The organism is Microbacterium sp. MEC084 (assembly GCF_004514465.2).
Lineage (GTDB): Bacteria > Actinomycetota > Actinomycetes > Actinomycetales > Microbacteriaceae > Microbacterium.
Genome location: NZ_MYFP02000006.1, coordinates 80,464 through 105,864, shown reverse-complemented (window position 1 = coordinate 105,864; position 25,401 = coordinate 80,464). Strand labels below are relative to the sequence as shown.

General features: G+C 73.1%; 22 protein-coding genes and 1 tRNA gene. 10 read left to right on the top strand and 13 right to left on the bottom strand.

Annotation, left to right across the window (positions count from 1 at the left end; translation table 11 throughout):
- From B5M43_RS08105 to B5M43_RS08085, 5 genes are all read left to right on the top strand, one after another.
- Complete coding sequence (locus B5M43_RS08105; protein WP_134746225.1) at nt 1-993, top strand: ABC transporter permease; 993 nt, start codon at nt 1-3, stop codon at nt 991-993.
- Nucleotides 990-2,630 (top strand): ABC transporter ATP-binding protein, encoded by a 1,641-nt coding sequence (locus B5M43_RS08100; RefSeq protein WP_134746224.1) that lies wholly within the window; start codon nt 990-992, stop codon nt 2,628-2,630. Before B5M43_RS08105 ends, B5M43_RS08100 begins: the two co-directional genes overlap by 4 nt.
- A gap of 74 nt (nt 2,631-2,704) precedes the next feature.
- Nucleotides 2,705-3,559 (top strand): transposase, encoded by an 855-nt coding sequence (locus tag B5M43_RS08095; RefSeq protein ID WP_134746223.1) that lies wholly within the window; start codon nt 2,705-2,707, stop codon nt 3,557-3,559.
- Nucleotides 3,560-3,629: 70 nt separating this feature from the next.
- A complete protein-coding gene (locus B5M43_RS08090) occupies nt 3,630-4,466 on the top strand; it encodes a hypothetical protein (RefSeq protein ID WP_230667812.1) in 837 nt (278 codons plus the stop codon).
- A gap of 13 nt (nt 4,467-4,479) precedes the next feature.
- Nucleotides 4,480-5,559: an aromatic acid exporter family protein gene (locus B5M43_RS08085; protein ID WP_230667810.1), complete on the top strand. Its 1,080-nt coding sequence runs from the start codon at nt 4,480-4,482 to the stop codon at nt 5,557-5,559.
- A gap of 6 nt (nt 5,560-5,565) precedes the next feature.
- On the opposite strand, the gene fdhD is transcribed toward B5M43_RS08085, so the two are convergent.
- The 5 genes from fdhD to B5M43_RS08060 all read right to left on the bottom strand — a co-directional run bounded on the left by fdhD (nt 5,566) and on the right by B5M43_RS08060 (nt 11,931).
- Entirely contained in the window at nt 5,566-6,417 is an 852-nt protein-coding gene (gene fdhD, locus B5M43_RS08080; RefSeq protein ID WP_134746221.1) for a formate dehydrogenase accessory sulfurtransferase FdhD, read from the bottom strand.
- Between the two features lie 7 nt (nt 6,418-6,424).
- Nucleotides 6,425-8,731: an FdhF/YdeP family oxidoreductase gene (locus B5M43_RS08075; RefSeq protein ID WP_134746220.1), complete on the bottom strand. Its 2,307-nt coding sequence runs from the start codon at nt 8,729-8,731 to the stop codon at nt 6,425-6,427.
- A gap of 51 nt (nt 8,732-8,782) precedes the next feature.
- A complete protein-coding gene (locus B5M43_RS08070) occupies nt 8,783-9,895 on the bottom strand; it encodes an acetyl-CoA C-acyltransferase (protein ID WP_230667808.1) in 1,113 nt (370 codons plus the stop codon).
- Complete coding sequence (locus B5M43_RS08065) at nt 9,885-10,997, bottom strand: class I adenylate-forming enzyme family protein (RefSeq protein WP_134746219.1); 1,113 nt, start codon at nt 10,995-10,997, stop codon at nt 9,885-9,887. Before B5M43_RS08065 ends, B5M43_RS08070 begins: the two co-directional genes overlap by 11 nt.
- A gap of 76 nt (nt 10,998-11,073) precedes the next feature.
- Nucleotides 11,074-11,931 (bottom strand): AIM24 family protein, encoded by an 858-nt coding sequence (locus B5M43_RS08060; RefSeq protein WP_134746218.1) that lies wholly within the window; start codon nt 11,929-11,931, stop codon nt 11,074-11,076.
- Between the two features lie 64 nt (nt 11,932-11,995).
- Between B5M43_RS08060 and B5M43_RS08055 the strand changes: the two genes are divergently transcribed.
- Complete coding sequence (locus tag B5M43_RS08055; protein ID WP_134746217.1) at nt 11,996-12,499, top strand: O-acetyl-ADP-ribose deacetylase; 504 nt, start codon at nt 11,996-11,998, stop codon at nt 12,497-12,499.
- A 20-nt stretch (nt 12,500-12,519) separates the two neighbouring features.
- Here B5M43_RS08055 and B5M43_RS08050 read toward each other — a convergent pair whose 3' ends face one another.
- Nucleotides 12,520-13,899, bottom strand: coding sequence for an MFS transporter (locus B5M43_RS08050; RefSeq protein ID WP_134746216.1), 1,380 nt, complete (start codon nt 13,897-13,899; stop codon nt 12,520-12,522).
- Nucleotides 13,900-14,032: 133 nt separating this feature from the next.
- Here B5M43_RS08050 and B5M43_RS08045 point away from each other — a divergent pair, with 133 nt between their 5' ends.
- Together B5M43_RS08045 and B5M43_RS08040 are read left to right on the top strand one after the other, a co-directional pair.
- On the top strand, nt 14,033-15,127 hold the full coding sequence (locus B5M43_RS08045) for a sorbosone dehydrogenase family protein (RefSeq protein WP_134746215.1): 1,095 nt from the start codon (nt 14,033-14,035) through the stop codon (nt 15,125-15,127).
- A 70-nt stretch (nt 15,128-15,197) separates the two neighbouring features.
- Nucleotides 15,198-16,238 carry an NAD(P)-dependent alcohol dehydrogenase gene (locus B5M43_RS08040; RefSeq protein ID WP_134746214.1) on the top strand — a complete coding sequence of 347 codons (1,041 nt, stop codon included), beginning with the start codon at nt 15,198-15,200 and terminating at the stop codon, nt 16,236-16,238.
- A 54-nt stretch (nt 16,239-16,292) separates the two neighbouring features.
- On the opposite strand, the gene B5M43_RS08035 is transcribed toward B5M43_RS08040, so the two are convergent.
- Together B5M43_RS08035 and B5M43_RS08030 are read right to left on the bottom strand one after the other, a co-directional pair.
- Complete coding sequence (locus B5M43_RS08035) at nt 16,293-17,300, bottom strand: nitronate monooxygenase (protein ID WP_134746213.1); 1,008 nt, start codon at nt 17,298-17,300, stop codon at nt 16,293-16,295.
- Between the two features lie 516 nt (nt 17,301-17,816).
- Nucleotides 17,817-19,100, bottom strand: coding sequence for an HNH endonuclease signature motif containing protein (locus B5M43_RS08030; protein WP_230667806.1), 1,284 nt, complete (start codon nt 19,098-19,100; stop codon nt 17,817-17,819).
- A gap of 353 nt (nt 19,101-19,453) precedes the next feature.
- Here B5M43_RS08030 and B5M43_RS08025 point away from each other — a divergent pair, with 353 nt between their 5' ends.
- Complete coding sequence (locus B5M43_RS08025; RefSeq protein ID WP_134745511.1) at nt 19,454-19,885, top strand: hypothetical protein; 432 nt, start codon at nt 19,454-19,456, stop codon at nt 19,883-19,885.
- 421 nt (nt 19,886-20,306) lie between these two features.
- Nucleotides 20,307-21,332 (top strand): cation:proton antiporter, encoded by a 1,026-nt coding sequence (locus B5M43_RS08020; protein WP_308068134.1) that lies wholly within the window; start codon nt 20,307-20,309, stop codon nt 21,330-21,332.
- A gap of 27 nt (nt 21,333-21,359) precedes the next feature.
- On the opposite strand, the gene B5M43_RS08015 is transcribed toward B5M43_RS08020, so the two are convergent.
- From B5M43_RS08015 to nadD, 5 genes are all read right to left on the bottom strand, one after another.
- Nucleotides 21,360-22,835: an MATE family efflux transporter gene (locus tag B5M43_RS08015; protein WP_134745510.1), complete on the bottom strand. Its 1,476-nt coding sequence runs from the start codon at nt 22,833-22,835 to the stop codon at nt 21,360-21,362.
- A gap of 82 nt (nt 22,836-22,917) precedes the next feature.
- Nucleotides 22,918-22,993 (bottom strand) — tRNA-Ala (locus tag B5M43_RS08010).
- A gap of 71 nt (nt 22,994-23,064) precedes the next feature.
- Entirely contained in the window at nt 23,065-23,439 is a 375-nt protein-coding gene (gene rsfS, locus B5M43_RS08005) for a ribosome silencing factor (protein WP_374198160.1), read from the bottom strand.
- Nucleotides 23,439-24,803, bottom strand: coding sequence for a hypothetical protein (locus B5M43_RS08000; protein WP_230667804.1), 1,365 nt, complete (start codon nt 24,801-24,803; stop codon nt 23,439-23,441). Before B5M43_RS08000 ends, rsfS begins: the two co-directional genes overlap by 1 nt.
- Entirely contained in the window at nt 24,800-25,399 is a 600-nt protein-coding gene (nadD, locus tag B5M43_RS07995; RefSeq protein WP_308068133.1) for a nicotinate-nucleotide adenylyltransferase, read from the bottom strand. The genes B5M43_RS08000 and nadD overlap by 4 nt, the downstream gene beginning before the upstream one ends.
- Nucleotides 25,400-25,401: the final 2 nt, after the last annotated feature.

Here is a 25,401-nt window from a genome sequence, read left to right as displayed (position 1 = left end):
ATGGCACGCGCTTCGCTCTGGAAGAAGCTGCCGATCGTGCACCAGTACCGCCAGTCGGTCGGGCTGCAGCGCGGCATGCTGACCGCGGGTCTCGCGATCTGCGCGCTGTTCCTGCTGACGGCCGTGTTCGCCCCGCTGATCGCGCCGTACGAGTTCAACCAGCTCCGGGACGCCGCGGGCGACACGTTCACGCCGCGCCAGGCCCCCAGCGCCGAGCACATCTGGGGCACCACGATCGCGGGCTACGACGTGTTCTCGCGCGTGCTGTGGGGCGCCCGCACGGCGGTCCTGGTGATCGTCGTGTCGGTCGTGATGTCGATGTTCCTGGGCATCCTGCTCGGCCTGGTGTCCGGCTACATCGGCGGCTGGATCGACCGCGTGCTCGTGGTGATCTGCGACGCGGTCTACGCGTTCCCGTCCCTGCTGCTCGCGATCGTGAGCGCGATCATCATCTCGGGCGGCCAGTCGAGCATGTGGGGCGGCATCCTGGCCACCTCGATCTCGATCACGGTCGTGTTCATCCCGCAGTACTTCCGGGTGATCCGCGCCGAGACCGTGCGCGTCAAGTCCGAGGCCTTCGTGGAGGCGGCGCTCGTGATGGGCGCCTCGACGTGGCGCGTGATGTTCCGCCACGTGCTGCGCAATGCCACGCGCACGCTGCCGCTGATCTTCACGCTCAACGCGTCGGAGGCGATCCTGACGCTCGCCGGCCTGGGCTTCCTCGGCTTCGGCATCGAGCCCAGCGCCGCGGCGGAGTGGGGCTACGACCTCAACCGCGCGATCGAGGACGTCACGGCCGGCCGCTGGTGGACGGCGGTCTTCCCCGGCGTGGCCATCGTGCTCGTCGTGATGGGCATGACGCTCGTCGGCGAGAGCCTGAACGACCTCGCCGACCCGCGCCTGCGCACCCGCCGGCGCGCCGCGGACACCCCGGCCGACGCGGCCGCGGCGTCCACCCCCGTCGCCCGCACCGAGCTCGGAGAGGTCGAATGAGCACCGCAGCAGACCACGCGGTCGAGATCCGCGACCTGACCATCACGTTCGCGACGGACGGCGGCGACGTGCAGGCCGTGCGCGGCATCACGCTGGACGTCCTGCCCGGCGAGGTGCTCGCGATCGTGGGCGAGTCGGGATCCGGCAAGACCGTCACGGCCCGGACCATCCTCGGCCTGCTGCCGGAGACCGCCCGCCTGGGCGGCGCGGTCGTGCTGAACGGCACGGACGTCGTCGGGCTGTCGCACGACCGCATCCGGGCCCTGCGCGGGCCCGATGCGGCGATGATCTTCCAGGAGCCCATGACGGCGCTCAACCCCGTCTTCACGGTGGGCTGGCAGATCGCGGAGGGCCTGCGCGCGCACGGGGAGGTGTCCGCCAAGGAGGCCCGCAGGCGCGCGATCGACATCCTCGGCAAGGTCGGGATCCCGGATCCCGAGGTGCGCGTGGACCACTACCCGCACCAGTTCTCGGGCGGCCAGAAGCAGCGCATCGTGATCGCGCAGGCGCTCGCGCTGAACCCGTCGGTGATCATCGCGGACGAGCCCACGACGGCACTGGACGTCACGGTGCAGGCCGAGATCCTCGACCTGCTGCGGCGCGCCCGCAGCGAGTTCGGCACCGCGATCGTCCTGATCACGCACAACATGGGCGTGGTCGCCGACCTGGCCGACCGCGTCGCCGTGATGTACCAGGGCGAGATCGTGGAGACCGCCTCGGTGCGGGAGCTGTTCGCGCATCCGCGCCACGAGTACACGCAGCGACTGCTCGCCGCCGTGCCGCGGCTCGAGGTCGCCGACCGGCAGTACGGCGGGGATCCCGACGCGAGTCCGGTGGTCGAGGCCCGAGGCCTCGAGATCGAGTACCCCGGCCGGTTCGGCCGCAAGCCGTTCCGCGCCGTGAACGGCGTCGACCTCTCGATCCGGCCCGGCGAGATCCTCGGCCTGGTGGGCGAGTCGGGCTCGGGCAAGACCACGATCGGCCGCGCCATGGCCGGCCTCGCGCCCGTCACGGGCGGGTCGCTGCGCGTGCTCGGCACCGAGATGAACGGCATGCGGGAGCGCGACTTCCGCGCCTCCCGCCGCCGGCTCGGCTTCGTCTTCCAGGACCCGGCCTCGAGCTTCAACCCGCTGCTGACGATCGCCGAGTGCGTCGCCGAGCCGCTCATCGTGCACGGCGAGGCGTCGAGTCCCGCGGACGCGCGCGACCGCGTGGACGAGCTGCTGGATGCGGTGCAGCTGCCGGGGCACTTCGGCGACCGCTACCCGCATGAGCTCTCGGGCGGTCAGCGCCAGCGCGCCAGCCTCGCGCGGGCCCTGGCCCTGAACCCGGAGCTGCTGATCGCCGACGAGCCCACAAGCGCGCTGGACGTGTCGGTGCAGGCGCGCGTGCTGGAGCTGTTCGTCGACCTGCAGGAGCGGTTCGGGTTCGCGGCGCTGTTCATCACGCACGACCTCGCGGTCGTGGACCTGCTCGCGCACCGCGTCGCCGTGCTCCACCGCGGGGAGATCGCCGAGCAGGGCCCGACGGCGCAGGTGCTCGGAGACCCCCAGGACGACTACACCCGTCGCCTGCTGGCCTCCCTGCCCGTGCCCGACCCGGTCGAGCAGGCCGCGCGCCGCGCCGCGCGTGGCTGAGCGGAGACCGCCGGATCGACGGACGGGCGCGGCGAAGCCTCGCCCGCCCGTCGCCCGTGCGGCAGGATCGTGTCATGTCCTCGGATCCGCTCGTCGACGTCGCGTGGGAGCTCTACGACCTCCCGCCGTCGGAGTTCACGGCGGCCCGCAACGCCCGGGCGAAGGAGCTGAGGTCCGACGCGCCGGACGTCGCCAAGCGCGTGGCGGAGCTGCGGCGGCCCTCGCCCGCGGCGTGGATCGTCGGCCAGCTGGTGCGGCACCGGGCGGACCGTCTCGCCCAAGTGCTGGAGCTCGGCGCCGAGCTGCGCGAGGCGCAGCAGGACCTGGACGCGTCGGCGCTCTCCCAGCTGACGCGCGACCGGCGGGCGCTGACCGCCGCGCTCGCGAAGGAGGGCGCGGCGCTCGCGGCCGCGCACGGCGTGAACGCCCCCGCCGCGACGCTCGACGAGGTGTCGCAGACGCTGCAGGCCGCCATGGCCGACGCGGCGGCGGCGGATGCCGTGACCTCGGGGCGCCTGATCCGCGCGCTCGAGGTGGTGGGCTTCGATCCCGTCGACCTGGACGGCGCGGTGGCCGGTCCTGCTCCGGACGGATCCGCGCCCGCCCGCACCTCCCCGCCGGACGAGCTCGCGGCGCGGCGTGCCCGCCGGGCGGCGGAGAAGGCCGCACGCGAGGCCGAGGAGGCCCTGGAGCGCTCCCGCCGCACGCTCGCGGACGCCCGCGCCGCCGTCGCGGAGAACACCCGCCGCGCCTCGGAGCTGACGCGCCGCCGCGACGAGCTGCGCGCCGAACTGGCGCGGGTGGAACGCGATCTGGAGCGGGCCACGGCCGAGTCCGCCGACCTTGAGGAGCGCGCCGCGGCGGCGGATCGACAGCACGTCGACGCCGAGCGCGCCCTGGCCGAGGCGCGCTCCGCGCTCGACACCTGAGCGACCGCGCCCGCGGACATGTGACGACGCGGATGTGACGCCGCGCGCGCGATCCGGGAGGATGGGCCTCATGACCACCCCCGCCTTCGGCCTCCTGCTCGACGTCGACGGACCCCTCGCGAGCACCGTCACGCGCTCTCTGCGCATCCCGTCCATCGCCGACGACCTGGTCGCGATCGCGAATGCAGGATGCCCCGTCGTGTTCAACACGGGACGGTCCGACGGGTTCCTCGCCGACCAGGTCATCCCGCCGCTCGTGGCCGCCGGTCTCGCCGCGGATGCGCCGGTCTGGGGCATCGGCGAGAAGGGCGCCACCTGGTTCGCCGTGGCGGACGGGCGCATCGGCGAGCTCCACACCGACGAGCGGCTCTCGGTCTCGGCCGAGCTGGCCGCGGCGTGCCGGGAGATCGCCGACCGCCACGCCGATCTGATGTTCTGGGACGACACGAAGCGCACCATGGTGTCCCTCGAGCAGAACCTCGACGTCGACAACGCGACCTACCTGGCGCGCCAGCCGGAGGTGACGGCCGAGCTCGACCGCGCCATCGCCGACACGGGGGCGGCGGACCGCTTCCACACGGTGCCGACGATCATCTCGATCGACCTCGAGCACCGCGAGGCCGGCAAGGCGCTCGGCGCCGAGCGCGCCGTCGCCCTGGTCGGCGAGCGCACGACCGTGCCGCGCCGCTGGTTCACGGCCGGGGACTCGAACGGCGACTACGACATGGCCACGTGGCTGCACGACAACGGCTTCGAGGCCACCCACCTGGACGTGCGCCCGTCGGGCACGGCGTTCGAGACCGCGTACCGGGTGCTCCGGGAGATCCCGACCTTCGCGGAGGGCCACGCGGAGGACGACATCACGGCGGGCTATCTCTCCGCCTGGCGGGCCGAGCTGGCGGTCTGACGAAGGCGGCCGCGTGACCCCGCGCTTCAGGTTCTCCCTCCCCCGGTCGCTGCGCGGCCCCGGGGATCCGGAGCGCCTGGCGCTCGCGGCGCGCACGGCGGTCGCGGCGGCGGTCGCGTGGTGGCTCGCGCCCTACGTGCCGCTCGCCGACGCGGAGTACTCGTACTACGCGCCGCTCGGCGTCCTGGTCAGCATGTACCCGACCCTCGCGCGCTCGGCGAAGTCGGGCGCGCAGACCATCGCGGGTCTGGGGCTCGGCATCGCCCTCGGCTTCGCGGGCGTGGGGCTCGTGCTCCTGCTCGAGGTGCCGGGCGCGCTGATCGTCGCGCTCGTCGTCGGAGTCGGGGTCGTGCTGGGTGGGATCCGCGCTTTGGGCGTGGGGGCCGACTGGGTCGCGATGGCGGGGCTGTTCGTGCTCCTGCTCGGCGGCGCCTCGCCCGAGGAGTTCTCGATGTCGTACCTCGTGACCACCGCGTTCGGCGTGCTCGTCGGGCTGGTCGCGAACCTCGTGCTGTTCCCTCCCCTGTACCTGCGCAAGGCGGGGTCGCGGCTCACGGCCCTGCGCGACGCGGTCGCGGGGCACCTGCACGACATGGCCGATGCGGTCGCGTCGGGCGACGTCTCCCCCGACGACCTGGACCGCGCGGCGCGCGAGCTGAGCGAGACGTCGCGCGAGGTCTCGGAAGCGGTGCGGGATGCCGACGAGAGCATGCGGGCGAACCCGCGCGCGCTGCGCCACCGCGAGGATGCGGAGCTCAACCGACGCCGGCTGCGCGCCCTGGAGCGCACGGTCTTCTCGACGCGAGACCTGGGCGATGTGCTCGCACGCGGGCAGGAGGAGCACGACGAACGGCCCACGGAGGGCCCGCCCGATCTGCTCGCCGAGGCGATCCATCGCGTCGCGGACCTCGTCGCGCAGCCGCCGGTCGAGGCCGACGCGCAGGACGAGCTCGAGGCCGCCGTCGCGGCGCTGGATCGCTACACGGCGGCCGTCGACGAGTCGACCGCGCCGGCTCCGTCGCACGTCGCGCCGGACCTGACGGCGGCGGTGTGCCTGCGCCGCATCGTCGACGCGGCGCGCCCGTTCGTCTGAGCCGGCTCAGCCGGCGGCCGGCACCGGCACGACCACGCGCTCCGCTCCCGCGTACACGTTCATGTGGTCGCCCCGCAGGAAGCCCACGAGCGTCAGGCCCTGCTCGGTCGCGAGCTCGACGGCGAGCGACGACGGCGCGGACACCGCCGCGAGCACAGGGATGCCCGCCATCACCGCCTTCTGCGCGAGCTCGAAGCTGGCCCGTCCCGAGACCATGAGGACGTGCCGTCGCAACGGCAGCCGGTCGTTCATGACCGCCCACCCCACGACCTTGTCGACGGCGTTGTGCCGGCCGACGTCCTCGCGCAGCACGACGAGCTCCCCCGTCGCGGCGTCGAACAGGCCGGCGGCGTGCAGTCCGCCGGTCTTGTCGAAGACGTCCTGGTGCGCGCGCAGCGCATCCGGCAGGCTCGCGAGCGTCTCGGCCGCGACCCGCACGTCGTCCTGCGCCAGGTCGTACGCCGACACCGTCGCGACTGCCTCGATGCTCGCCTTGCCGCACATGCCGCACGAGCTCGTCGTGTAGAAGTTGCGCGCCAGGTCGGTGCTCGGCGGCTCGACGCCCGGCGCGAGGGCGACGTCGAGCACGTTGTACGTGTTCTCCATCCCGCCCGTGCCCGGCCCGCCGCAGTGGATCGCGGAGCGGAAGTCCGCGCCGGAGCGCACCACTCCCTCCGAGACGAGGAACCCGGCGGCGAGCTCCACGTCGTGCCCGGGCGTGCGCATCGTGACGGCGAGCGGCTCGCCGGCGACGCGGATCTCGAGCGGCTCCTCGACGGCGAGCGTGTCGGGCCGTCGCGTCGTGGCGCCGGACAGGGAGATCCTCATGACCGGCCGGCGCTGCGTGATGCGTCCCATGGCTCTCCTAGGGGCGCTTCTCGAGCCGGACGACCACGGCCTTCGAGGTCGGCGTCCCGCTCACATCGGCCGTCGAGTCCAGCGGCACCAGCACGTTCGTCTCGGGGTAGTACGCGGCGGCGTTGCGGCGCGGCGTGTCGTACGGCACGAGCCGGAACTCCTCCGCGCGGCGCTCCTCGAGGCCGCCCGGCCCCGTCCACTCGGACACGAGGTCGACCAGCTCGCCCTCGGCGAACCCGAGCTCCCGGATGTCCTCGGGGTGGATGAGCACCACCCGGCGCCCGTCGTGGATGCCGCGGTAGCGGTCGTCCTTGCCGTAGATCGTGGTGTTGTACTGGTCGTGCGAGCGCAGCGTCTGCAGCAGCAGGCGGCCCTCGGGGATCACGGGGTACTCGAGCGGGTTCGCCGTGAAGTTCGCCTTGCCGTTGTGGGTCGGGAAGCGCCGCTCGTCGCGCGGGCCGTTCGGCAGGAAGAACGTGCGCCCCTTCTCGATCCGCTGGTCGTAGTCCTCGAAGCCGGGGATGACGCGCGAGATGTGCCCGCGGATCGTCGCGTAATCGGTCTCGAGCGCGCGCCAGTCGGCGTGCGGGGCGTCCGCGCGATCCGCGAACACGAGCTCGCACAGCCGGGCCAGGATGGCCACCTCGCTCAGCATGTCGTCGCTGGGCGGCGCGAGCCGGCCCCGCGAGCCGTGCACCGCGCCCATGGAGTCCTCGACGGTGACGCGCTGGTCCACGCCGCCGCGGCGGTCGCGATCCGTCCGGCCCAGCGTCGGCAGGATGATCGCGCGCCGGCCGTGCACGACGTGCGACCGGTTCAGCTTGGTCGACACCTGCACGGTGAGACCCACCCGCGACATGCCCTCCTCGACCACCCGCGTGTCGGGCGTCGCGCTGACGAAGTTTCCACCCATGCCCATGAACACCTTCACACGGCCGTCCCGCATCGCGCGGATGGCCTCCACTGTGTCGTAGCCGTGCTCGCGCGGCGCCGTGAACGCGAACTCCCGGTCGAGCGCGGCGAGGAACGCCTCGGAGGGCTTCTCGTAGATGCCGACCGTGCGGTCGCCCTGGACGTTGGAGTGTCCGCGCACCGGGCAGACGCCCGCACCGGGCCGGCCGATGTTGCCCTGCAGCAGCAGGACGTTGACGACGTCGCGCAGCGTCGCCACCGAGTGCTTGTGCTGCGTGAGCCCCATGGCCCAGCACACGATCGTCGAGGTCGACGCGCGCACGCGCTCGGCCACCTCGCGCAGCCGCTCCTCGCTCATGCCGGTCGCCTCGGTCAGGTGCTCCCAGCCGACCGACGCCACATGAGCGGCGTAGTCGTCGAAGCCGGCGGTGTGCTCGCGGATGAACGCGTGGTCGAGCACGCCGCCCTCGCGCCCCTCGACCTCGAGCAGGTGCTTGCCGATCGCCTGGAAGAGCGCCTGGTCGCCGCCGAGCCGGATCTGGACGAAGTCGTCGGCGAGCTTCGTGCCGCCCAGCAGCACGCCCTTGGGAGTCTGCGGGTTCTTGAAGTGGAACAGGCCCGCCTCGGGGAGCGGATTGACCGCGATGATCGTCGCGCCCTTCTCCTTGGCCTTCTCGAGCGCGCTGAGCATGCGCGGGTGGTTGGTGCCCGGATTCTGACCGGCGACGATCAGCAGGTCGGCGTCGTGGATGTCGACGATCGAGACGGTTCCCTTGCCGATGCCGATCGTCTGGGTGAGCGCGGATCCGCTCGACTCGTGGCACATGTTCGAGCAGTCGGGCAGGTTGTTGGTGCCCAGGCCCCGCACGAGCAGCTGGTACAGGAACGCGGCCTCGTTGGACGTGCGGCCGGACGTGTAGAACACGGCGTCGTCCGGGTCGTCGAGCTCGCGCAGCGCGGTGGCGATCTCGCCGAGCGCCGCGTCCCATGAGATCGGGCGGTAGTGCGTGCCGCCCTCCTCGAGCAGCATCGGGTGCGTCAGGCGGCCCTGCTGACCGAGCCACCAGTCGTCGTGCTCGCGCAGCTCGGCCACGCTGTGGTGGGCGAAGAACGCGGGGCCGACCCGGCGCAGCGTGGCCTCCTCGGCGACGGCCTTGGCCCCGTTCTCGCAGAACTCCGCGGCGTGCCGGCGGTCCTCCTCGGGCCACGCGCAGCCGGGGCAGTCGAATCCGTCCTTCTGGTTGACGCGCAGCAGCGTCCGCGCGCTGCGCAGCACGCCCATCTGCTCGAACGAGATCTTGAGGGCGTGCAGCACGGCGGGGACGCCGACGGCGTACTCCTCGCGTTCCTCGACCGTCAGTCGGGACTCGTCGATGTCGTGCGTGGGGGGCTTCGTCGCCATGGCTTCTCCCTCGGTCTGCCGCCATGCTAACCCCGTCGCCGGGGGCCGGGGTCAGACCGCCTCGACCACCAGCGCGACGCCGAGCCCTCCGCCCACCGATGCGGCGGCGACGCCGAGCGCGCCGCGCGGGGCGCCCGCACGCACCAGCCTGCTGAAGAGCCGGACGACCGCGACGGCGCCGCTGGCACCCCACGGGTGGCCGAGCGCGAGCGCCCCGCCGTGGGCGCACACGCGCGGGTCGTCCTCCGCGATTCCGAGCCGGTCGAGCACCGCGAGACTCTGCGACGCGAACGCCTCCACGATCTCGAAGGCCGTGATGTCGCCCTCCGACAGGCCGGCGGACGCCAGGGCGGCAGACACGGCCGGAGCCGCGCCGATCCCCGGCAGGGCCGGGTCGCAGCCCACGATCCCGTGCGCGCGGACCGCGAGGCCCGGTGCGCCGACGCCGGCCGGAGCGATCACCACGGCGGCGGCGCCATCGCTCACGCGTGTGGAGTTGCCCGCCGTGACCGAGCCTCCGGGGAACAGCGGCGTCAGCCGGGCGAGCACCCGCTCCCTCGCGCCGATCCCGTCGTCGGCCCGCGCGGCACCCACCGCGGCGAGCTCGTCGGCGAACCGGCCCGAGTCGCGCGCGGCGCGCGCCCTCGCGTGGCTGCGGGCCGCATGCGCATCCTGCCGCTCCCGCGAGATGCCGTCGTGCCGTGCGAGATCCTCCGCCGCGGCGAGCATGTCGGGGTCGGGGAACCCGGAAGGGGCGAACGGCGCGCGGGCGTACGGCACCCCGTTCAGGGAGCGGACCGGCGCGGTCGAGGCGCTCTCGGCACCGCCCGCGATCCGGACCCGAGGGTCGACCCGCACGGCCACCGCCGCGTCCACGATCGCCGCGAGCCCGCTGCCGCACTGCCGGTCGATCGTGGCCCCGGGGACGTGCGCCCCGAGGCCGGCCGCGAGTGCGGCGTGCCGCGCGGGGTTGCCGCCCGGGCCCATGCAGTTCCCCAGCACCACGTCGGCCACGTCCACGGCGCCGAGCACGGCCTGCGCGTCGGCGTGCGCCGCGGCCACGGCCGTCGTGGCGAGGGCGGCCACGTCGACGGCCGCGAGCCCCCGGCCCCGCGTCGCGATCGGCGTGCGGCGCGCGGCGACGATCACCGGGTCAGCGCCCAAGCGGACGCACCTCCCCCGCGAGGATGCGCGCGACGAGGACCGACCGCGCGGGTTTGCCGGACGCCGTGCGCGGAGCCTCGCCCGCGAACCACCGGCGCGGGCGATGCGCGGGCGCGAGCTGCGCGGCGGCCGCGGCGCGCAGGCCGTCCGCATCGAGATCGCCGTCGGGCTCGATCAGGGCCGCGACCATGGCGCCGAGCGCCGGGTGCGGCAGACCCACGACCACGGCGTCGCGCACCCCCGGAAGGGTGCGCAGCTGCGCCTCGACCTCCTCCGGCACGACGGTCGCGGAGGCCGAGAGGATCGCGTCGTCCGACCGACCGAGGAGGCGCAGGCGTCCGTCGCGCAGCTCCGCCCGGTCCCCGGCGGTCACCCAGGCCCCGGCCGTGCGGAGCGGGCCGTCGGCGTACGACGCCGCGACATACGGCGACCGCACCCACAGCTCGCCGGCGCGGATGTCGAGGTCGACGCCCGGCAGCGGGGCGAGCCCGTCGCCCGCGTCCGCCGCGACGAACGACAGCTCGGCCGCGCCGTAGTACGACACGACGCGGATGCCCTGATCTGCCGCGCGGGCGCGGAGCGCGGGGTCGAGGTGGGAGCCTCCGACGAGCGCGGCGCGCAGACCCCGCGGCGCCCCGGCGTCGAGCAGCGCCCGGAGCGCCTGCGGGGTGCCGTGGAAGCACGTGGCGTCGGCGAAGTCGCCGGGCACGGCCGCGTGCCTGCGCGGCAGGGCCGGGCGGGGTCCGCCCTCCGCGGCGTGGGCGAGCGAGAACAGCGTGAGGGACGACACGGGCGGCGCGGGCAGGGCCACGACATCCTCCGGGTCGGCCTGCAGCAGCTCCGACACCACGGGGAAGGACGCGGCCCAGGACTCGTGCGTGCGGAGCACGATGCGCGGCGTTCCGCTGCTGCCGCTCGTCACGGCCGCCCAGGCGATCCCCGGACGGGGCGCGACCGCCGCAGCCGCGGCCGTGACCCGCTCCCAGTGCTCGGGTGACCAGCGGTCGTCGCCGACGAGGGGCGCGCCGCCGTCGGCGCGCGCCCGCGCGACGCGCGCTGCGACCTCGGCGGGCGAACCGCCGCGGATCGGCACCAGCCTCATCCGTCCCCGCTCCCGTCGACCGCCACCTGAACAGCGTTCAGTCTACGGTGGCGGAGGGCCGGCCGAGCCGCCGGCGCTAGGACGCCGGGACGGCCGTGACGCCCTCCGACGGCTGCACGATCACGAAGCCGTATCCGGCGAAGGCGACCTGCACGGCCTCGCCCGACCCGCGGCCGATGAGCGCGCCGGCCTTGAACGACGACTTCAGGGTGGTCTGGAGGCTCGCCGACCAGGCGACCACCGCGTCGGTGTCGGCGTACGTGGGCGCCTCGGCGGCGTTCAGCACGACGGGCGGTCCGGCCGTGGTGATCGCGACCCACCCGGTGCCGCGCAGGGTCGTGTTGAACAGGCCGCCGGTCATCATGCCGGCGCCCTGGACGCGTTCGATGCTCCACTGCAGCGTCTCAGAGAACGCCAGCACGTTGCGCCCGTTGATCGAGATGCCCGAGTCGTCGAGGTGCAGGATGTGCACCTCCGCCTGCTCGTTCGCCAGGAACACGTCGCCGCGCCCCGACACCCGCATGAGGGACAGACCCTCGCCCGTCAGCTGCGATTTGAGGAACCGGCCGACGCCGCCGCCCTGATACGCGAAGTCGACCTCGCCCTGGTAGGCGACCATCGATCCCTGACGGGCCAGGAACGGCTCGCCGAGCCCGACCCGCAGCATCTTCTCGTTCTGGTTCGCGGAGCCGGTGCCCGACACCTCGGCATGGGTGCCCGAGATCAGGTCCCCCGTGATGCCCGCGTCGCCGCGGCCCACCGGCTGCCCGGTCTGAGCGGCAGGCGCGCCGGCGTCGGCCGGCGCCGTCCGGGCGGGCGTGAGCGGCGCGGTCGTGACGACGCCGCCGGTCGAGACGTGCTCGGTCCACGCCGTGCCGTCCCACCACCTCAGCTCCGCGTGCCCCGTCGGATCCGGAAACCAGCCAGCGTCCATGTCGCGCTCCTCTCGCGAGCGACACTACCGCCGCGCGACGCCCGCGCAGGAGCACAATCGAGTCATGGCCGAGCTCACCGCCGTGCAGGGGGACATCACCACGCAGCCCGTCGACGCGATCGTCAACGCCGCGAACAACGCCATGCGCGGCGGAGGCGGCGTCGACGGCGCGATCCACCGCGCGGGCGGCCCGGCCATCCTGCGCGACTGCATCGCTCGCTTCCCGCACGGCCTCGCCACGGGGGACGCAGGCTGGACCACGGCGGGCGACCTCCCGGCACGCTGGGTGATCCACACCGTCGGCCCGAACCACGCCGCGGGCCAGCGGGACCGCGCCCTCCTCGTGAGCTGCTACCGGCGCTCGCTCGAGGTCGCCGACGAGCTCGGAGTCCGCTCCATCGCGTTCCCGCTCATCAGCGCCGGCGTGTACGGGTGGCCGAAGGACGACGCGATCCGCGCGGCGGTCGATACGCTCCGCTCCGCCGACACCGGCGTCGAGGACATCCGCCTCGTGGCGTACGACGCCGCGACGTTCGCCCGCATCTCCGCGGTGCTCGACGCGGGCTGACCCGGCATCCTCGCGGAGGATCAGGTTCCGCGACGGTCGCGGATGCCGGCCCACGACGCGAGAGCGCCGGCCGCGAACAGCACGGCGGTCGCGACCGCGACCCGATGGAAGCCCGCCAGATCGAGGTCTCCCCCGGCGATCACCGCGATCACCGCGACCACCAGCAGCCCGGCCACCCGCGCGACCGCGTTGTTGACCGCCGAGGCGATGCCGGAGCGCTCCGCGTCGACCGAGCCGAGCACCGCGCTCGTCAGCGGGGCGACGGTCAGGGTCAGCCCGACCCCCAGCAGCACGATCCCGGGCAGCACCTGCAGCCAGTAGTCGAAGGGCCGGCCGACCGTCAGCAGCAGCGCCGCCCCGGCAGCCATGACGGCCGGGCCGACCGTCATGAAGATGCGCGCGCCCCAGCGCGCGGACCATCCGCCGACGTGGGAGCTGCCGAGCACCATGATCACGGTCACGGGCAGCGACGCGAGTCCCGCGAGCGTGGCGGACAGCCCCGCGCCCTCCTGGAGGTAGACGACGACCGCGAACCCGTTGAGCGCGAGCGCCGCGTAGATGAACGTCGTCGCGAGGTTGCCGGCCGAGAAGTTCCGGATGCGGAACAGCGCGAGCGGCATGATCGGATGCGCCGCCCGCGCCTGCCGCAACAGGAAGCCGGCGAACAGAACGACGCCCGCGGCGGCCGCTGCGAGGACCGCCGGCTGGTCCCATCCGAGACGCGGACCCTCGATGAGGGCGAACACGATGCCGCCGAGCCCGAGCGCGCACAGCGCGCACGCGGCGAGGTCGACCCGCACCCCGGGCCGCCGCGTATCCGCGATCCGGAGCCCCGCGAGCAGCCAGAGCGTCGCCCCGATCGGCAGCACGTTGATCAGGAAGGCCCAGCGCCAGGAGGCGAGGTCGATCGAGAGTCCGCCCAGGAGCGGCGCCACGAGCATCGCGGCGCTGGTGGCGGCCGTCCACGCGCCGATCGCGCGACCCCGGGCCGCCTCGTCGAACTGGGAGGTGATCAGCGCGAGCGAGCTCGGCACGAGCAGGGCGCCGGCGACGCCCTGCACGGCGCGCGCCACGACGAGGAACTCGATGGACGGCGCCGCCGCGATCGCGAGCGATGCCACGAGGAACCCGATCAGTCCGATGCGCAGGACCGGCAGGCGCCCGTACAGGTCGCTGAGCGAGCCGGCGACCAGGATGAGCGCGCCGAGCGTGACCAGGTAGGCGTTGACCACCCACTGCTGTCCCGCGAGCCCCCCGCCCAGCTCCCCGCGAATCGCCGGCAGGGCGACGTTGACGATGCTCGAGTCGAGGAACGCGACGGACGAGGCCAGGATCGCGATCGCGAGCACCCGGCGGCGCACGCGCGTGCCGTCATCCGTGGTCGCAGCCCCCGTCGTCACCCCTGCAGGCTACGCCCGGGAGCGGACACCGAGGGCGGGTCCTGCGCGCGGCCGCTCGCCGCCCAGGACGCGAGCCGCGGGCGGTTGGCGTGAGACGGGTGCCGCCGGCGCGCGGATCGCCTAGCGTCGGGGCATGAGCACCTCGCGACGAGCGCTCCTGGCGCTGATCGGCGTCGCCGCATCGCTCGCACTCGCCGGGTGCGGCCCCGACGCAGCCAAGACGCCGGCGCCGTCGGCGACCGCATCCGTCCCTCGCGGCTCGACGACGCCGGCGGAGCCCGCCTCGCCGCGGGTGATCGCCGAGGGTCTCGACGCCCCGTGGTCGATCGCGTTCCTCGGAGACACGGCGCTCATCAGCGCCCGCGACACCGGCGAGATCCTGGAGCTGACGGGCGCCGGCGCACGGGTCGTGGGCACGATCGATGACGTCACCGCGTTCGGCGAGTCCGGGCTGCTGGGGGTCGCGGTCGACGACCGCGACCGCCTCTACGTGTACTCCACCGCCGCCGACGGGAACCGGATCCAGCGGTACGCGATCGACGGCGACCCGGGATCGCTGCGCCTCGGCGGGGGCGAGACGATCGTCGACCGGCTGCCCTCCGCGAGCGTCCACTCGGGCGGCCGGATCGCGTTCGGGCCCGACGGCATGCTCTACGCCACGGTCGGAGACGCGGGCGACCGCGCGGCCGCGCAGGATCTCGAGAGCCTCGCGGGCAAGATCCTCCGCATGACGCCCGACGGCGACGTCCCGGACGACAATCCCTTCGGCGGCTCCCTCGTCTACAGCTTCGGGCACCGCAACCCGCAGGGCATCGCGTGGGCCGACGACGGGACGATGTTCGCGTCGGAGTTCGGCCAGGACACGTGGGACGAGCTCAACGTCATCGAGGCGGGCGCGAACTACGGCTGGCCCGAGGTCGAGGGCATCGGCGGCGACGAGCGCTTCGTCGACCCCGTGCAGCAGTGGGCCCCGTCCGAGGCCAGCCCGAGCGGCATCGCGATCGCCGGCGGCACGGTCTACATCGCGAACCTCCGCGGCGCGGTGCTGCGGACGGTGCCGGTCGCCGACCCGTCGACCTCCTCCGAGCTCTTCGCGGGCGAGTACGGCCGCCTGCGCGACGTCGCGGTCGCGCCGTCCGGCGAGCTCTGGATCCTGACGAACAACACGGACGGCCGCGGCACGCCGACCGAGGGCGACGACCGGATCCTCGCGATCGAACCCCGCTGATGCCGGGGCACGGGGCCGATGCCGACGCGATCGGAGCCCGTGGCCCGATGAGCGGCCTAACGTGGACCACATGCTCACCGTGAACGCCTATGCCGCCCCGTCCGCCACCGAGCCGCTCGTGCCGATCACGATCGAGCGGCGCGACGTCGGCGCGAACGACGTGCTGATCGCCATCCGCTACGCCGGAATCTGCCACAGCGACATCCACACGGTCCGCGGCGAGTGGGGGCCGATCGCCTACCCGCAGGTCGTCGGGCACGAGATCGTGGGCGAGGTCGTCGAGGTCGGCCCGGAGGTCACGCGGCACGCAGTCGGCGACCGGGTCGGCGTCGGCTGCATGGTCAACTCGTGCCGCGAGTGCGAGAACTGCCGGGCCGGCATGGAGAACTACTGCCTCAAGGGCAACATCCAGACCTACGCGGGGATGGACGTCGACGGCACGATCACGCAGGGCGGCTACGCGACGCACATCGTCGTCGACGCCGACTTCGTGCTGAAGGTGCCGGAGGCGATCCCGTACGAGGCCGCCGCTCCCCTGCTCTGCGCGGGGATCACCACGTACTCGCCGCTCGCGCACTGGAACGCGGGACCGGGCAAGCGCGTCGCGGTGGTCGGCTTGGGCGGCCTCGGCCACATGGCCGTCAAGATCGCCGCGGCGATGGGCGCCGAAGTCGCGGTGCTGTCCCGGTCGCTCGCCAAGCAGGACGACGCGATCGCGTTCGGCGCATCCGAGTGCTTCGCGACCGAGGACCCCGAGACCTTCGAGCGGCTCGCCAACCGGTTCGACCTCATCGTGAACACGGTCAGCGCGCCCCTCGACGTCGACCGCTACCTGTCGCTGCTCGCGCTCGACGGCACCATGGTGAACGTGGGCGCCCCGCCGGAGCCGCTGCCCGTCACCCTCTTCACGCTGTTCGCGAACCGCCGCTCGTTCTCCGGCTCGACGATCGGGTCGATCGCCGAGACGCAGCAGATGCTCGACTTCTGCGCGGAGCACGGGATCGCGCCCGAGATCGAGCTCATCGAGGCGACGCAGATCAACGACGCGTATGAGCGCGTGCTCTCGAGCGACGTCCGCTACCGCTTCGTGATCGACGCCGCGACCCTGTAGGCCCTGCGCGCGGCGCGATCGACGGCCCCGTCGGCCGGCCGATCGCGCCACCGCTCACGGCGTCAGGTCACGGAGGATCTCCGCCGCAGGCGCTTCCCTGGCGTCCCGCCAGCCCTCCCCCGCCCACAGGTGCACCCCTCCGCTGTCGCCGCGCGCCGCGGCGTCCGCCCGCATCGCCCGGGTCAGGTGGTGGATCGCAGGATAGCCCGAGGGCGCGTGCGCCGAGTGGGCCTCGGCGAATCGGTTCACGAGCGCCCGCGCGGGCCGCCCCGTGAACGCGCGGGTGAGCTCGGTGCGCGCGAACGCGGGATCCGCGAGGGCGGACCGGTGCACGCTCGACGTGCCGCTCTCGCGCGCCCGGAGCAGCGCCGTGCCCACCGCCACGGCGTCAGCGCCCCCATCGAGCAGTTCGGCGACCTGATCGCGGCGCGACACCGCTCCTGTCGCGACGATGGGAGCGGCCACGGCCTCCCGGGTGCCCCGCACGAGGTCGACAAGCGGGACCGCTGCCGGGAGCACCCCGGCCTCCCACACGCCGGAGTGGCCGCCGGCCCCGTATCCCTGGACGACGAGCACATCGATGCGGGCGTCGATCGCGCTCCGCGCCTCGGCGGCCGACGTGACGGTCTGCAGGACCAGCGTGCCGGCGTCGCGGAAGGCGTCGATCACCGTGCGCTCGGGAAGGCCGAATGTGAAGCTGACGGCGGGCACGGGGTCGGCCAGCAGCAGCTCGACCTTCGCGCCCCAGGCGTCGTCGTCCTCGGTCTTCGCGGGCATCGACGTCCCGCTCGGCGCGATGCGCTCCCAGTAGCGGGCGTACGCCGCGTCGTCGATGCGATGGATGTTCGGCACGAAGAGGTTCACGCCGAACAGGTCGACTCCCGCCTCGCGCACCGCCCCGATGTCCGTGCGCAGCGCGTCGACGGCCTTGTATCCGGCGGCGAGCTGCGCGAAGTGGCCGGCGCGCGCCGCCGCGATCACCAGCGCCGGCGTGCTCGGGCCGCCCGCCATCGGGGCGGCGAACACCGGCTTGCTGCGCGACAGCGGCTCGGGGAGGCTCATGCGTCCATCCTGCCCGCCGCGCTCCCGGCGATGTCCGATGTGCGCAGTAGCGTGCCGCCATGACGGAGATCGACGGCGAACCCGTTCTCGACCGCCCGTCGGTGGCCGACGTGGAGGCGTTCTTGGAGCAGGCCGGGCCCGAGACCCGGGTCGTGTGGCTCCGGCTGACGCGGAAGGGCGTCGTGCCCGCCTCGCTCAGCTCGGACGAGCTGGTGGACGTGGGGCTCTGCTTCGGATGGGTCTCCGCCGTCCGCCGCGGCGGCGACGAGGAGACCTACCTGCAGCGATACGCGCGGCGGCGCCCGGCGTCGAAGTGGGTCCCGCCTCAACATCTCGAAGGTCGAGCGGCTGATCGCCGACGGCCGGATGCGCCCCGGCGGGCTCGCCGAGGTCGCGGCGGCGCAGGCGGACGGACGGTGGGACCACCCGTGGACGTGACGGCGACGGGTGGCGGTCAGGCGCCCGAGCGCCCGCCGGCACTGGGTGCTGACGCTCGGCACTCAGCCGCCCCGCACGTCAGAAGGGTGGTGCGCCGCCACCGACGTACTCGATGCGGTAAGGGGTGTCGTAGTACTCGTACCCGGCCGGGGACCGGTACCGCAGGATCCCCCTCCCGACCTGGTCGACGTCCCAGGGCGAGTAGTGCTTCATCATGTGATGCGGCTCGCACAGGTGGGCCGTGTTGTCCACGCTGGTGGGGCCGTCCTTGGACCACGGGATCGTGTGGTCGATGTCGCAGTTCTTCGCCTTGGTGGCGCACCCCGGGACCCGGCACGTCCCATCCCGCGCCAGCAGGTACCGCCGCTGCGCCGCCGTCGGGGTGCGGTGATCGACCGTGAGGAGGGCCCCGGTGTCGGGGTGTAGGAACAGCCGCTCCCACCCCACCGCACCCGCCGCGAGGCGGCGGGCGGTGTCCGCATCGATCGGCCCATACCCCGCCAGCAGCGCCGCCTCGTCGTCGAGACCGGCGAGGGTGGTGACCGGGATCGTGACCTCGATGCTCGCGGCGATGTGCGCCTCGACCGGGTGACCGGACGGCATGCCCGACAGCAGCAGGTCCAGTGCGAGATCCGCCCGCAGCCGCCTCAGGCCCCGCTCGTCCGCCGCGACCGCCGGATCCTCCGACCCGCCACGGGCGCGCTTCACCACCCGGGCCTGCGCGGTCAGCCGATCATGGGCCGCGTGGATCACGTACGCGGGGCCGCTGATGCACAGCACCGCCTGCCCGTCCGGCTGGTCCTCCACCCACACGCCCCGCCGCTCCCGCGCCTCCTCATGCCGCACCGTCGCCGACACCGGCTGATGCCTCTCCGCCACCCGCGCAGCCAGCGCCTTGGTGCGATACGGGGTCGCCTTCTCCGCCAGCGGGAGGATCTCCGACTCGAACGCCGCCCGCACCGCATCCTCATCGAGGTCCGCACCGGCCTCTGCGATGACCTGCGCGTGCCGGGAGGTGATCCGTCCCTCCCCGAGCGCCGCGTGCGTCGCCGGGAACCGGGTCACCAGCGTGTGCGCGCGGTCCATCCGGCCCTGCATCGCCCGCGGCGACTCCTTCGTCGCCAGCGCGAGCTCGGCGGCCATGGACCGGACCGGGAACTCGTACACGCTCGCATCCGGCATCCGCCCCATCTGGTCGATCGCGATGCCCATCGCCTCCGCCTGCAGCGCCGCCTCCTCGGCATCCAGCCCCGCCCGCTCCCCCCGGATCGCCTTCAACCGCTCCACGATCGCCCGCGTCCGCGCCAACTCACCGGGCGTGAACTCCCACCCCGAGGCATCCGCATCCGTGAACCGTGGCATGCCCCCATCATCCCACCACCCTCGGACATTCGTTCGAATGTCGCGCAGCCTGTGGGGAACGGCAATGAGCGACTGAGACGAGGACCGCCGACGTCCGGTCCGCTGCCAGAGGACGTCAGCGCCGGGCGCGGTCGCCGTGTCGACCCTCAGGACGAGCGAGGCGGCGCAGCCGGCGTCGATGCTCCCAGTGACCGTCGACACCATGATGCGCCTATGCGATTCCGGCGAGGCCGACGCCGACGTACGAATCCTTTCGGACCCACGTGAATTCGGGGGGGCGGCTCACATACTGTCTTCCCAACTGCTTCGACCTTCGTGCCACAATGTGCGGGACGGCTTGCGCGATCGAGGAAATGGCGGAAATGGTCGAATTTATTCGCAACGCCTTGGACGCGCTGAGCCTGACCATCAATGCGATCGCGGGCGCATTTCCTCCCGAGGCTGAACAGCAGGTGCGACTGTCCCTGATCTTCGGGCCCCTCGTGCTCGCCTGCCTCTGCGCGGCCGATTGGGACCGGCAATGGGCGAAGTCGTTCCTCTGGCTCCGCCCCGACGCACGGTTGGCCTATCACGCGGAAATCGTGCTGCGGCTGACCGAGCGCCAGAATGAGCGTCGGGCCCGATCCGATTATTCGCACGCCGCCGCCCGGTCTGGTGTGAATATGCACCGCGGCGGCGTCTGGCCGTCCGAACCGAGATCAGCCATTCGTCTCTCGAAAGCGGGCTGGGTCGAACCGATCAAGCCCGCGCAGGGGCCGAGAGATTGGTCACCACCGAGCGCGTGACGCCTGTCAGCGCGATGCGTTCACATCTGTCAGCGCTGTGTCGGTCGCGCCGGAGCGTTCGAGCGGATGCGAGCCGTCCGAACCCGACCCGGCTAGCACACACGCAGGCGACGTCGCCAGTGCTCGCGCCTGCACGCCACCGCGACGAGGATGGCGGGATGGCGTTGGATCCGGTGGGCCTGCTGTACCTCGCGGCGAGCATCGCGACCTTGGTGGCGGCGCTCCTGCCGCGCCTGCTGGGCAGGGTGCCCGTATCCATGCCCATGGTGTTCGTCGCGGCCGGCATGGGCGCCTTCGCGCTCTTCCCCGGCCTTCCGGACCCCGATCCGATCGCACACCCCGAGCTCGCGCTGCACATCACCGAGGTCTGCGTGATCGTGTCACTGATGGGCGCCGGGCTGGCGATCAACAGGAGATTCGCGTGGCGCACGTGGTCGACCACGTGGCGGCTGCTGGGAATCACGTGCCCCTCTCGATCGTCGCTGTGGCCATCGTCGGCTGGTGGGGCCTCGGGCTGGGCGCGGCCGCCGCCCTGCTGCTGGCCGCGGCGCTCGCACCGACCGATCCGGTGCTGGCGAGCGAGGTGCAGGTCAGCGAGCCCCTCACCGAGGAGGGCAGCGACGACGACGAGGCGCGCTTCGCCGTCACGTCCGAGGCGGGCCTCAACGACGGGCTGGCGTTCCCCTTCACCTACGCCGCGATCGCGGTCAGCATGGCCGGCCTCGCGCCCTCGGGCTGGCTCGGCGAGTGGCTGCTGATCGATGTGGTCTGGCGGATCGGCATCGGCCTCGTGGCAGGCCTCGCGGTCGGATGGGCGCTGCGGCGGATGTTCTTCTCGTCGATCTCCGAGCGCCTCGGCTTCGCGGATCGCGCCGACGGCTTCATCGCGCTCGGCGCGACGTTCCTCGCCTATGGCGTCGCCGAGGTGGCGGAGGGCTACGGCTTCATCGCCGTGTTCGTATGCGCCTGCACGATCCGGGCCGGCGAGCACGCGCACGGTCTCCACTCGGTGCTCCACACGTTCGTGGAGCAGATCGAGCGTCTGCTCACGGTCGTCGTGCTCATCCTGCTGAGCGGAGCCGTGGCGCGCGGACTGCTCGAGTCGATCACCGTCCCCGACGTCCTCTTCGCCGCCGTCCTCCTCCTGGTGATCCGGCCCGTCACGGGGTGGCTCGGCCTCACCCCCGGCAAGACCGGTCCGCGCGAACGCGGCGTGATCGCCGTCTTCGGCGTGCGCGGCGTGGGGTCGCTGTTCTACATCGCCTATGCGCTGCAGAACGGCGAGTTCCCGGGAGCCGAGCGCCTGTGGGCCGTCGTGTCGCTCGTCATCCTGGGATCGGTCCTGATCCACGGGGTCGCGGCGACTCCCGCGATGGCCGTGCTGGACCGGACGCGGCGCCGTCGCGCGGCAGAGCGGGGCGACGGCGAGGTGGAGACGCCCGTCTGACCCGACGGTCAGCCCGAGATCAGCCGCTCAGCGCCCGGACCGCGCGAACGGCATCCGCCGCGGCACGACCACCGGAACCGGCGCGGTGAGCACGGCGTCGACGACCATGGACCCGTCCGTGGGGCCGATCACGGCGATCGGCGTCGTGGCCGTGGTCACCTCGGCGGTGATCGGCATGGCCGCCAGGCGGCGGTGCGCGCGCACGTAGGCCGGCACGAGGATGAACAGCGCCGCGAGCCACGCCAGCGGGTTGCTCGCCGCGACGCCGAAGAACCCGAGCACCCCGCCGAGAGCGATCGCGGCGAACATGCGCGCCACGAGCTCGATCACGCCGGTCACGGTGGGCACCATCGCCTGCCCCAGCCCCTGCAGGGCCCCGCGCAGTACGAACAGCACTCCGAGGAACGAGTACGTGACCCCGTTGATCACGAGCATCAGGTGCGCGAGCTCGACGACCTCGTCTGCGCCGTCGCCCACGAACACCCGGATGATCGAGGCGCCGAACGCGACGAGCACGACGCCGAGCAGCACGGATCCCACGAGCGCCATCCGCACGGCCTGCACGACGCCGCGGCGGATCCGGTCGGGCCGCCCGCCGCCGAGGTTCTGCGCCGTGTACATCGACACCGCGAGGCCGAGCGACTGCAGGAACGCGAGAGCGAGGCTGTCCACGCGCGATGCGGTCGTGTACGCGGCCACCGCCTCGGACCCGAGCGTGTTCAGCGCGACCTGCACGGTGAGGATGCCGATCGCGATGATCGACGCCTGGAAGCCCATCGGCAGTCCGAGCCGCAGGTGCTCGGCGAGGTCGGCACGCGAGACCCGCCACTGCGCTCGTCGCACGATCAGCACGGGCATGCGCCGCCACACGTACAGCAGGCACAGCGCGACCGACACGGCCTGCGACAGCACGGTCGCGAGCGCCGCTCCGGCGACGCCCCACCCGAGCGGGCCGACCATGAGGATCACGAGCACGACGTTGAGCCCGCACGCGAGAGCGAGGAACAGCAGCGGCGTGCGGCTGTCTCCGATCGCGCGGATGATGCCCGACAGCTGGTTGAAGAACATCGTCGCGCCCGCGCCGAGGAAGCTCACCTGGGTGAACACCGTCGCGGCCTCCAGCAGCTCGGGTGGCGTCTGCAGCAGCTCCAGCCCGGGCCGCGCCACGAGCGGGGCCACCAGGGTGATCACGACGCTCGCGATGCCGGTGAGGATCGCACCGGATGCGACCGACCGTCGCACGGCGTCGTCGTCCCGCGCGCCATACGCCTGGGCGGTCGGGATCGCGAACCCCGACGTGAGGCCCCATGCGAAGCCGAGCAGGAGGAACAGCAGCGGTCCGGTCGCGCCGACGGCGGCCAGCGCGTCGACACCCAGCCAGCGCCCCACCACCACGGTGTCGGCGAACTGATACAGCTGCTGCGCGACGTTTCCGAGCAGCAGGGGCACGGTGAACGACAGGATGACGCGCCACGGGCTGCCCGTGGTGAGAGTGGAGGCCATGCGGAGTCCGGGGAGGCGAGGGGGATGGACGGTCCCCGGGTCGGCCGGGGATGCGAAAAACCCCCGGAAGACCGGGGGTTCTTGGTGGACCTGAGGGGACTCGAACCCCTGACCCCCTGCATGCCATGCAGGTGCGCTACCAGCTGCGCCACAGGCCCAGATGCTGCCCGGTAGAAGCCCCGGGCAACTCATTCAGCTTACAACACGTCGACGCGCACGTGAAATCGGCTCACTCCGCCGGGCGCGTCGTGTCGACCTCGACCGGCAGCACCGGGCAGTCCTTCCACAGGCGCTCGAGCGCGTAGAAGGCGCGCTCCTCCTGGTGGAACACGTGAACGACGAGGTCGCCGAAGTCGAGGAGCACCCAGCGCGACTCGGCGCGGCCCTCGCGGCGCAGGCGGCGGACGCCGGCCTCGTGCAGCTTGTCCTCGATCTCGTCCGCGATGGCGGCGACGTTGCGCTCGCTGCGGCCGGTGACGAGGAGGAACACGTCCACCAGCGGCAGCGGCTCCGACACGTCGAGGGCGACGAGGTCCTCGCCGCCCTTCGACGACGCCGCGTCCGCGGCGATCTTCAGCATGTCGATCGATTCGGCAGAGGCCATCAGCCCAGAACTCCCGTCGTGAAGGCGGCGACCACCACGCCGGTGAGTGCGATGCCCAGGACGCCCGCCGTGATGCCGAGCAGCAGAGTCAGGCGGTGGGTCTTCTCCGGTGCCGGCGGGCGGATCACCTCCGACGGGCTCTTCGATGTGCTCACCGCGTCACTCGCGGAGAGCGGCATCGGCGACGACGCGAGCGGGAGCTCGCCGTCGAGAAGCACGACATCCACTTCCTTGCCGTCCTGCGCGCCCTGCGCGTGACCGCGCGAGCCGAAGCCCTCGGGCAGCGTGTGCGAGCTCGTGACGATCAGCTCGCCGGTCGCCGTGATCGGCGCCGAGAGCGGGATCGTGCTCGGGTCGGATGCCAGGATGAGGGTGCTGCCGGCCGTGGACGAGCCGCTCGAGTCGGCCGCGTGCGTGAGGATCTGCTCGAACGACTCCGGCTGGTCCTCACGGGGCTCGGGAGCGAACAGCCGCTGGCCGAACGTCGGCGCGGCCCCCTGCTGCTTCTCCTCGGCGGCGCGGACCTCCCCGGTCGGCGCGTCCTCGACGACGAACACGGTCTCGACCGCGCGGTCGGCGAACTCCTCGTCCGCCCGGTGCGCCGGCTCGGCCGCCTCGACGTCGCCGCCGTCCGGGTCCTCGGCTCGATCCTGCTCGTCAGCCTCTTCCTCGTAGACGAGCTCGTGGACCTCGTCCGCGGTGGCCGGCTCTTCGTCCTGCGTGACCTCGCCGTCGCCGCGCGGCTCGTCGGCGAACGGGACCTCGACGACCTCGTACACCACGGAGGTCTCGTTCTCACCGACGACGACGGTCTCGATCGCGGCGAGCTGCGCCTCCTGCGCTTCCGCACCCTCGGGCTCGGGGGTCGCGTCCTCGGCGGGCCGCTCCTCGGGTCCCTGCACGGGGATGGCCGGCACGCCCTCGACGGGCGGCAGCACGACCTGGAGCTGTGCGGTGCGGAGGCGCTCCTGCTCGCGGATCTCCCGCCGCGTGAGCGGCCGCCCGCCCGTGCCCGGCGCGGTCGACTCCTGCGCGGCGCGCTCGAACGCGGCGGCCTCCTCGGCCTTGGCGGTCTCGGGCCGGTCCACGGGCTCGTCCGCCTGGGCGGCGAGCACCGGGTACTCGACGGACGTCTCCGGCAGGGCGAAGGGCTTGTCTGCGTCCGCGGGCTCCGCCTCGGGCGTCTCCGCGGTCTCGGGAGCCTCGGCGGCGGGCGCGGTCTCGGCGACCGGAGCCTCGGGCTCCGGCTGCACCGCGGCGCGCGCGATGTCCTCGGGGGTGATCACCGGGGTCTGTCCGGTCATCTTCAACTCGCGCAGCCTGCGACGAGTGAGCGGCTGCGAAGGCTGGTCCGGTGTGCTCATGCCTTGCTCCGATACAGATGATGCTTCGCGATGTACTGCACGACGCCGTCGGGCACGAGGTACCAGACGGGGAATCCGCGGCGCACTCGGTCGCGGCAGTCGGTCGACGAGATCGCCAGCGCGGGGATCTCCAGCTGGCTCACGTCGGTGCTCGGCAGTCCCTCGATGTCCAGGATGTGCCCCGGACGCGAGACCGCGACGAAATGGGCGAGATCCCACAGCTCATCGTGGTCTCTCCAGCTGAGAATCTGCGCCACGGCGTCCGCGCCCGTGATGAAGAAGAGCTCGGCGTCCGGCCGCTGCGCCTTGAGGTCGCGCAGCGTGTCGACCGTGTAGGTGGGGCCGTCGCGGTCGACGTCCACGCGGCTGACGGTGAACCGGGGGTTCGAGGCGGTCGCGATCACGGTCATCTCGTACCGGCTCTCGGCCGGCGAGACGTCCTCCTTCTGCCACGGGTGACCCGTCGGCACGAAGACGACCTCGTCGAGGTCGAAGGACTGCGCGACCTCGCTCGCGGCCACGAGGTGACCATGGTGGATGGGATCGAACGTCCCGCCCATCACCCCGATCCGCGGAGGCCTCGGCTGCACCGTCACCC

Bases quoted from the DNA above. Each gene is read 5' to 3' on its own strand.
- B5M43_RS08040 (WP_134746214.1), top strand. From the start codon at position 15,198: ATGCTCACCGTGAACGCCTATGCCGCCCCGTCCGCCACCGAGCCGCTC.
- B5M43_RS08100 (WP_134746224.1), top strand. From the start codon at position 990: ATGAGCACCGCAGCAGACCACGCGGTCGAGATCCGCGACCTGACCATC.
- B5M43_RS08055 (WP_134746217.1), top strand. From the start codon at position 11,996: ATGGCCGAGCTCACCGCCGTGCAGGGGGACATCACCACGCAGCCCGTC.
- B5M43_RS08095 (WP_134746223.1), top strand. From the start codon at position 2,705: ATGTCCTCGGATCCGCTCGTCGACGTCGCGTGGGAGCTCTACGACCTC.
- B5M43_RS08105 (WP_134746225.1), top strand. From the start codon at position 1: ATGGCACGCGCTTCGCTCTGGAAGAAGCTGCCGATCGTGCACCAGTAC.
- B5M43_RS08035 (WP_134746213.1), bottom strand. From the start codon at position 17,300: ATGAGCCTCCCCGAGCCGCTGTCGCGCAGCAAGCCGGTGTTCGCCGCC.
- B5M43_RS08060 (WP_134746218.1), bottom strand. From the start codon at position 11,931: ATGGACGCTGGCTGGTTTCCGGATCCGACGGGGCACGCGGAGCTGAGG.
- B5M43_RS08090 (WP_230667812.1), top strand. From the start codon at position 3,630: ATGACCACCCCCGCCTTCGGCCTCCTGCTCGACGTCGACGGACCCCTC.
- B5M43_RS08075 (WP_134746220.1), bottom strand. From the start codon at position 8,731: ATGGCGACGAAGCCCCCCACGCACGACATCGACGAGTCCCGACTGACG.
- B5M43_RS08015 (WP_134745510.1), bottom strand. From the start codon at position 22,835: ATGGCCTCCACTCTCACCACGGGCAGCCCGTGGCGCGTCATCCTGTCG.
- B5M43_RS08045 (WP_134746215.1), top strand. From the start codon at position 14,033: ATGAGCACCTCGCGACGAGCGCTCCTGGCGCTGATCGGCGTCGCCGCA.
- rsfS (WP_374198160.1), bottom strand. From the start codon at position 23,439: ATGGCCTCTGCCGAATCGATCGACATGCTGAAGATCGCCGCGGACGCG.
- B5M43_RS08065 (WP_134746219.1), bottom strand. From the start codon at position 10,997: ATGAGGCTGGTGCCGATCCGCGGCGGTTCGCCCGCCGAGGTCGCAGCG.
- B5M43_RS08000 (WP_230667804.1), bottom strand. From the start codon at position 24,803: ATGAGCACACCGGACCAGCCTTCGCAGCCGCTCACTCGTCGCAGGCTG.
- B5M43_RS08030 (WP_230667806.1), bottom strand. From the start codon at position 19,100: ATGCCACGGTTCACGGATGCGGATGCCTCGGGGTGGGAGTTCACGCCC.
- fdhD (WP_134746221.1), bottom strand. From the start codon at position 6,417: ATGGGACGCATCACGCAGCGCCGGCCGGTCATGAGGATCTCCCTGTCC.
- B5M43_RS08025 (WP_134745511.1), top strand. From the start codon at position 19,454: ATGGCGGAAATGGTCGAATTTATTCGCAACGCCTTGGACGCGCTGAGC.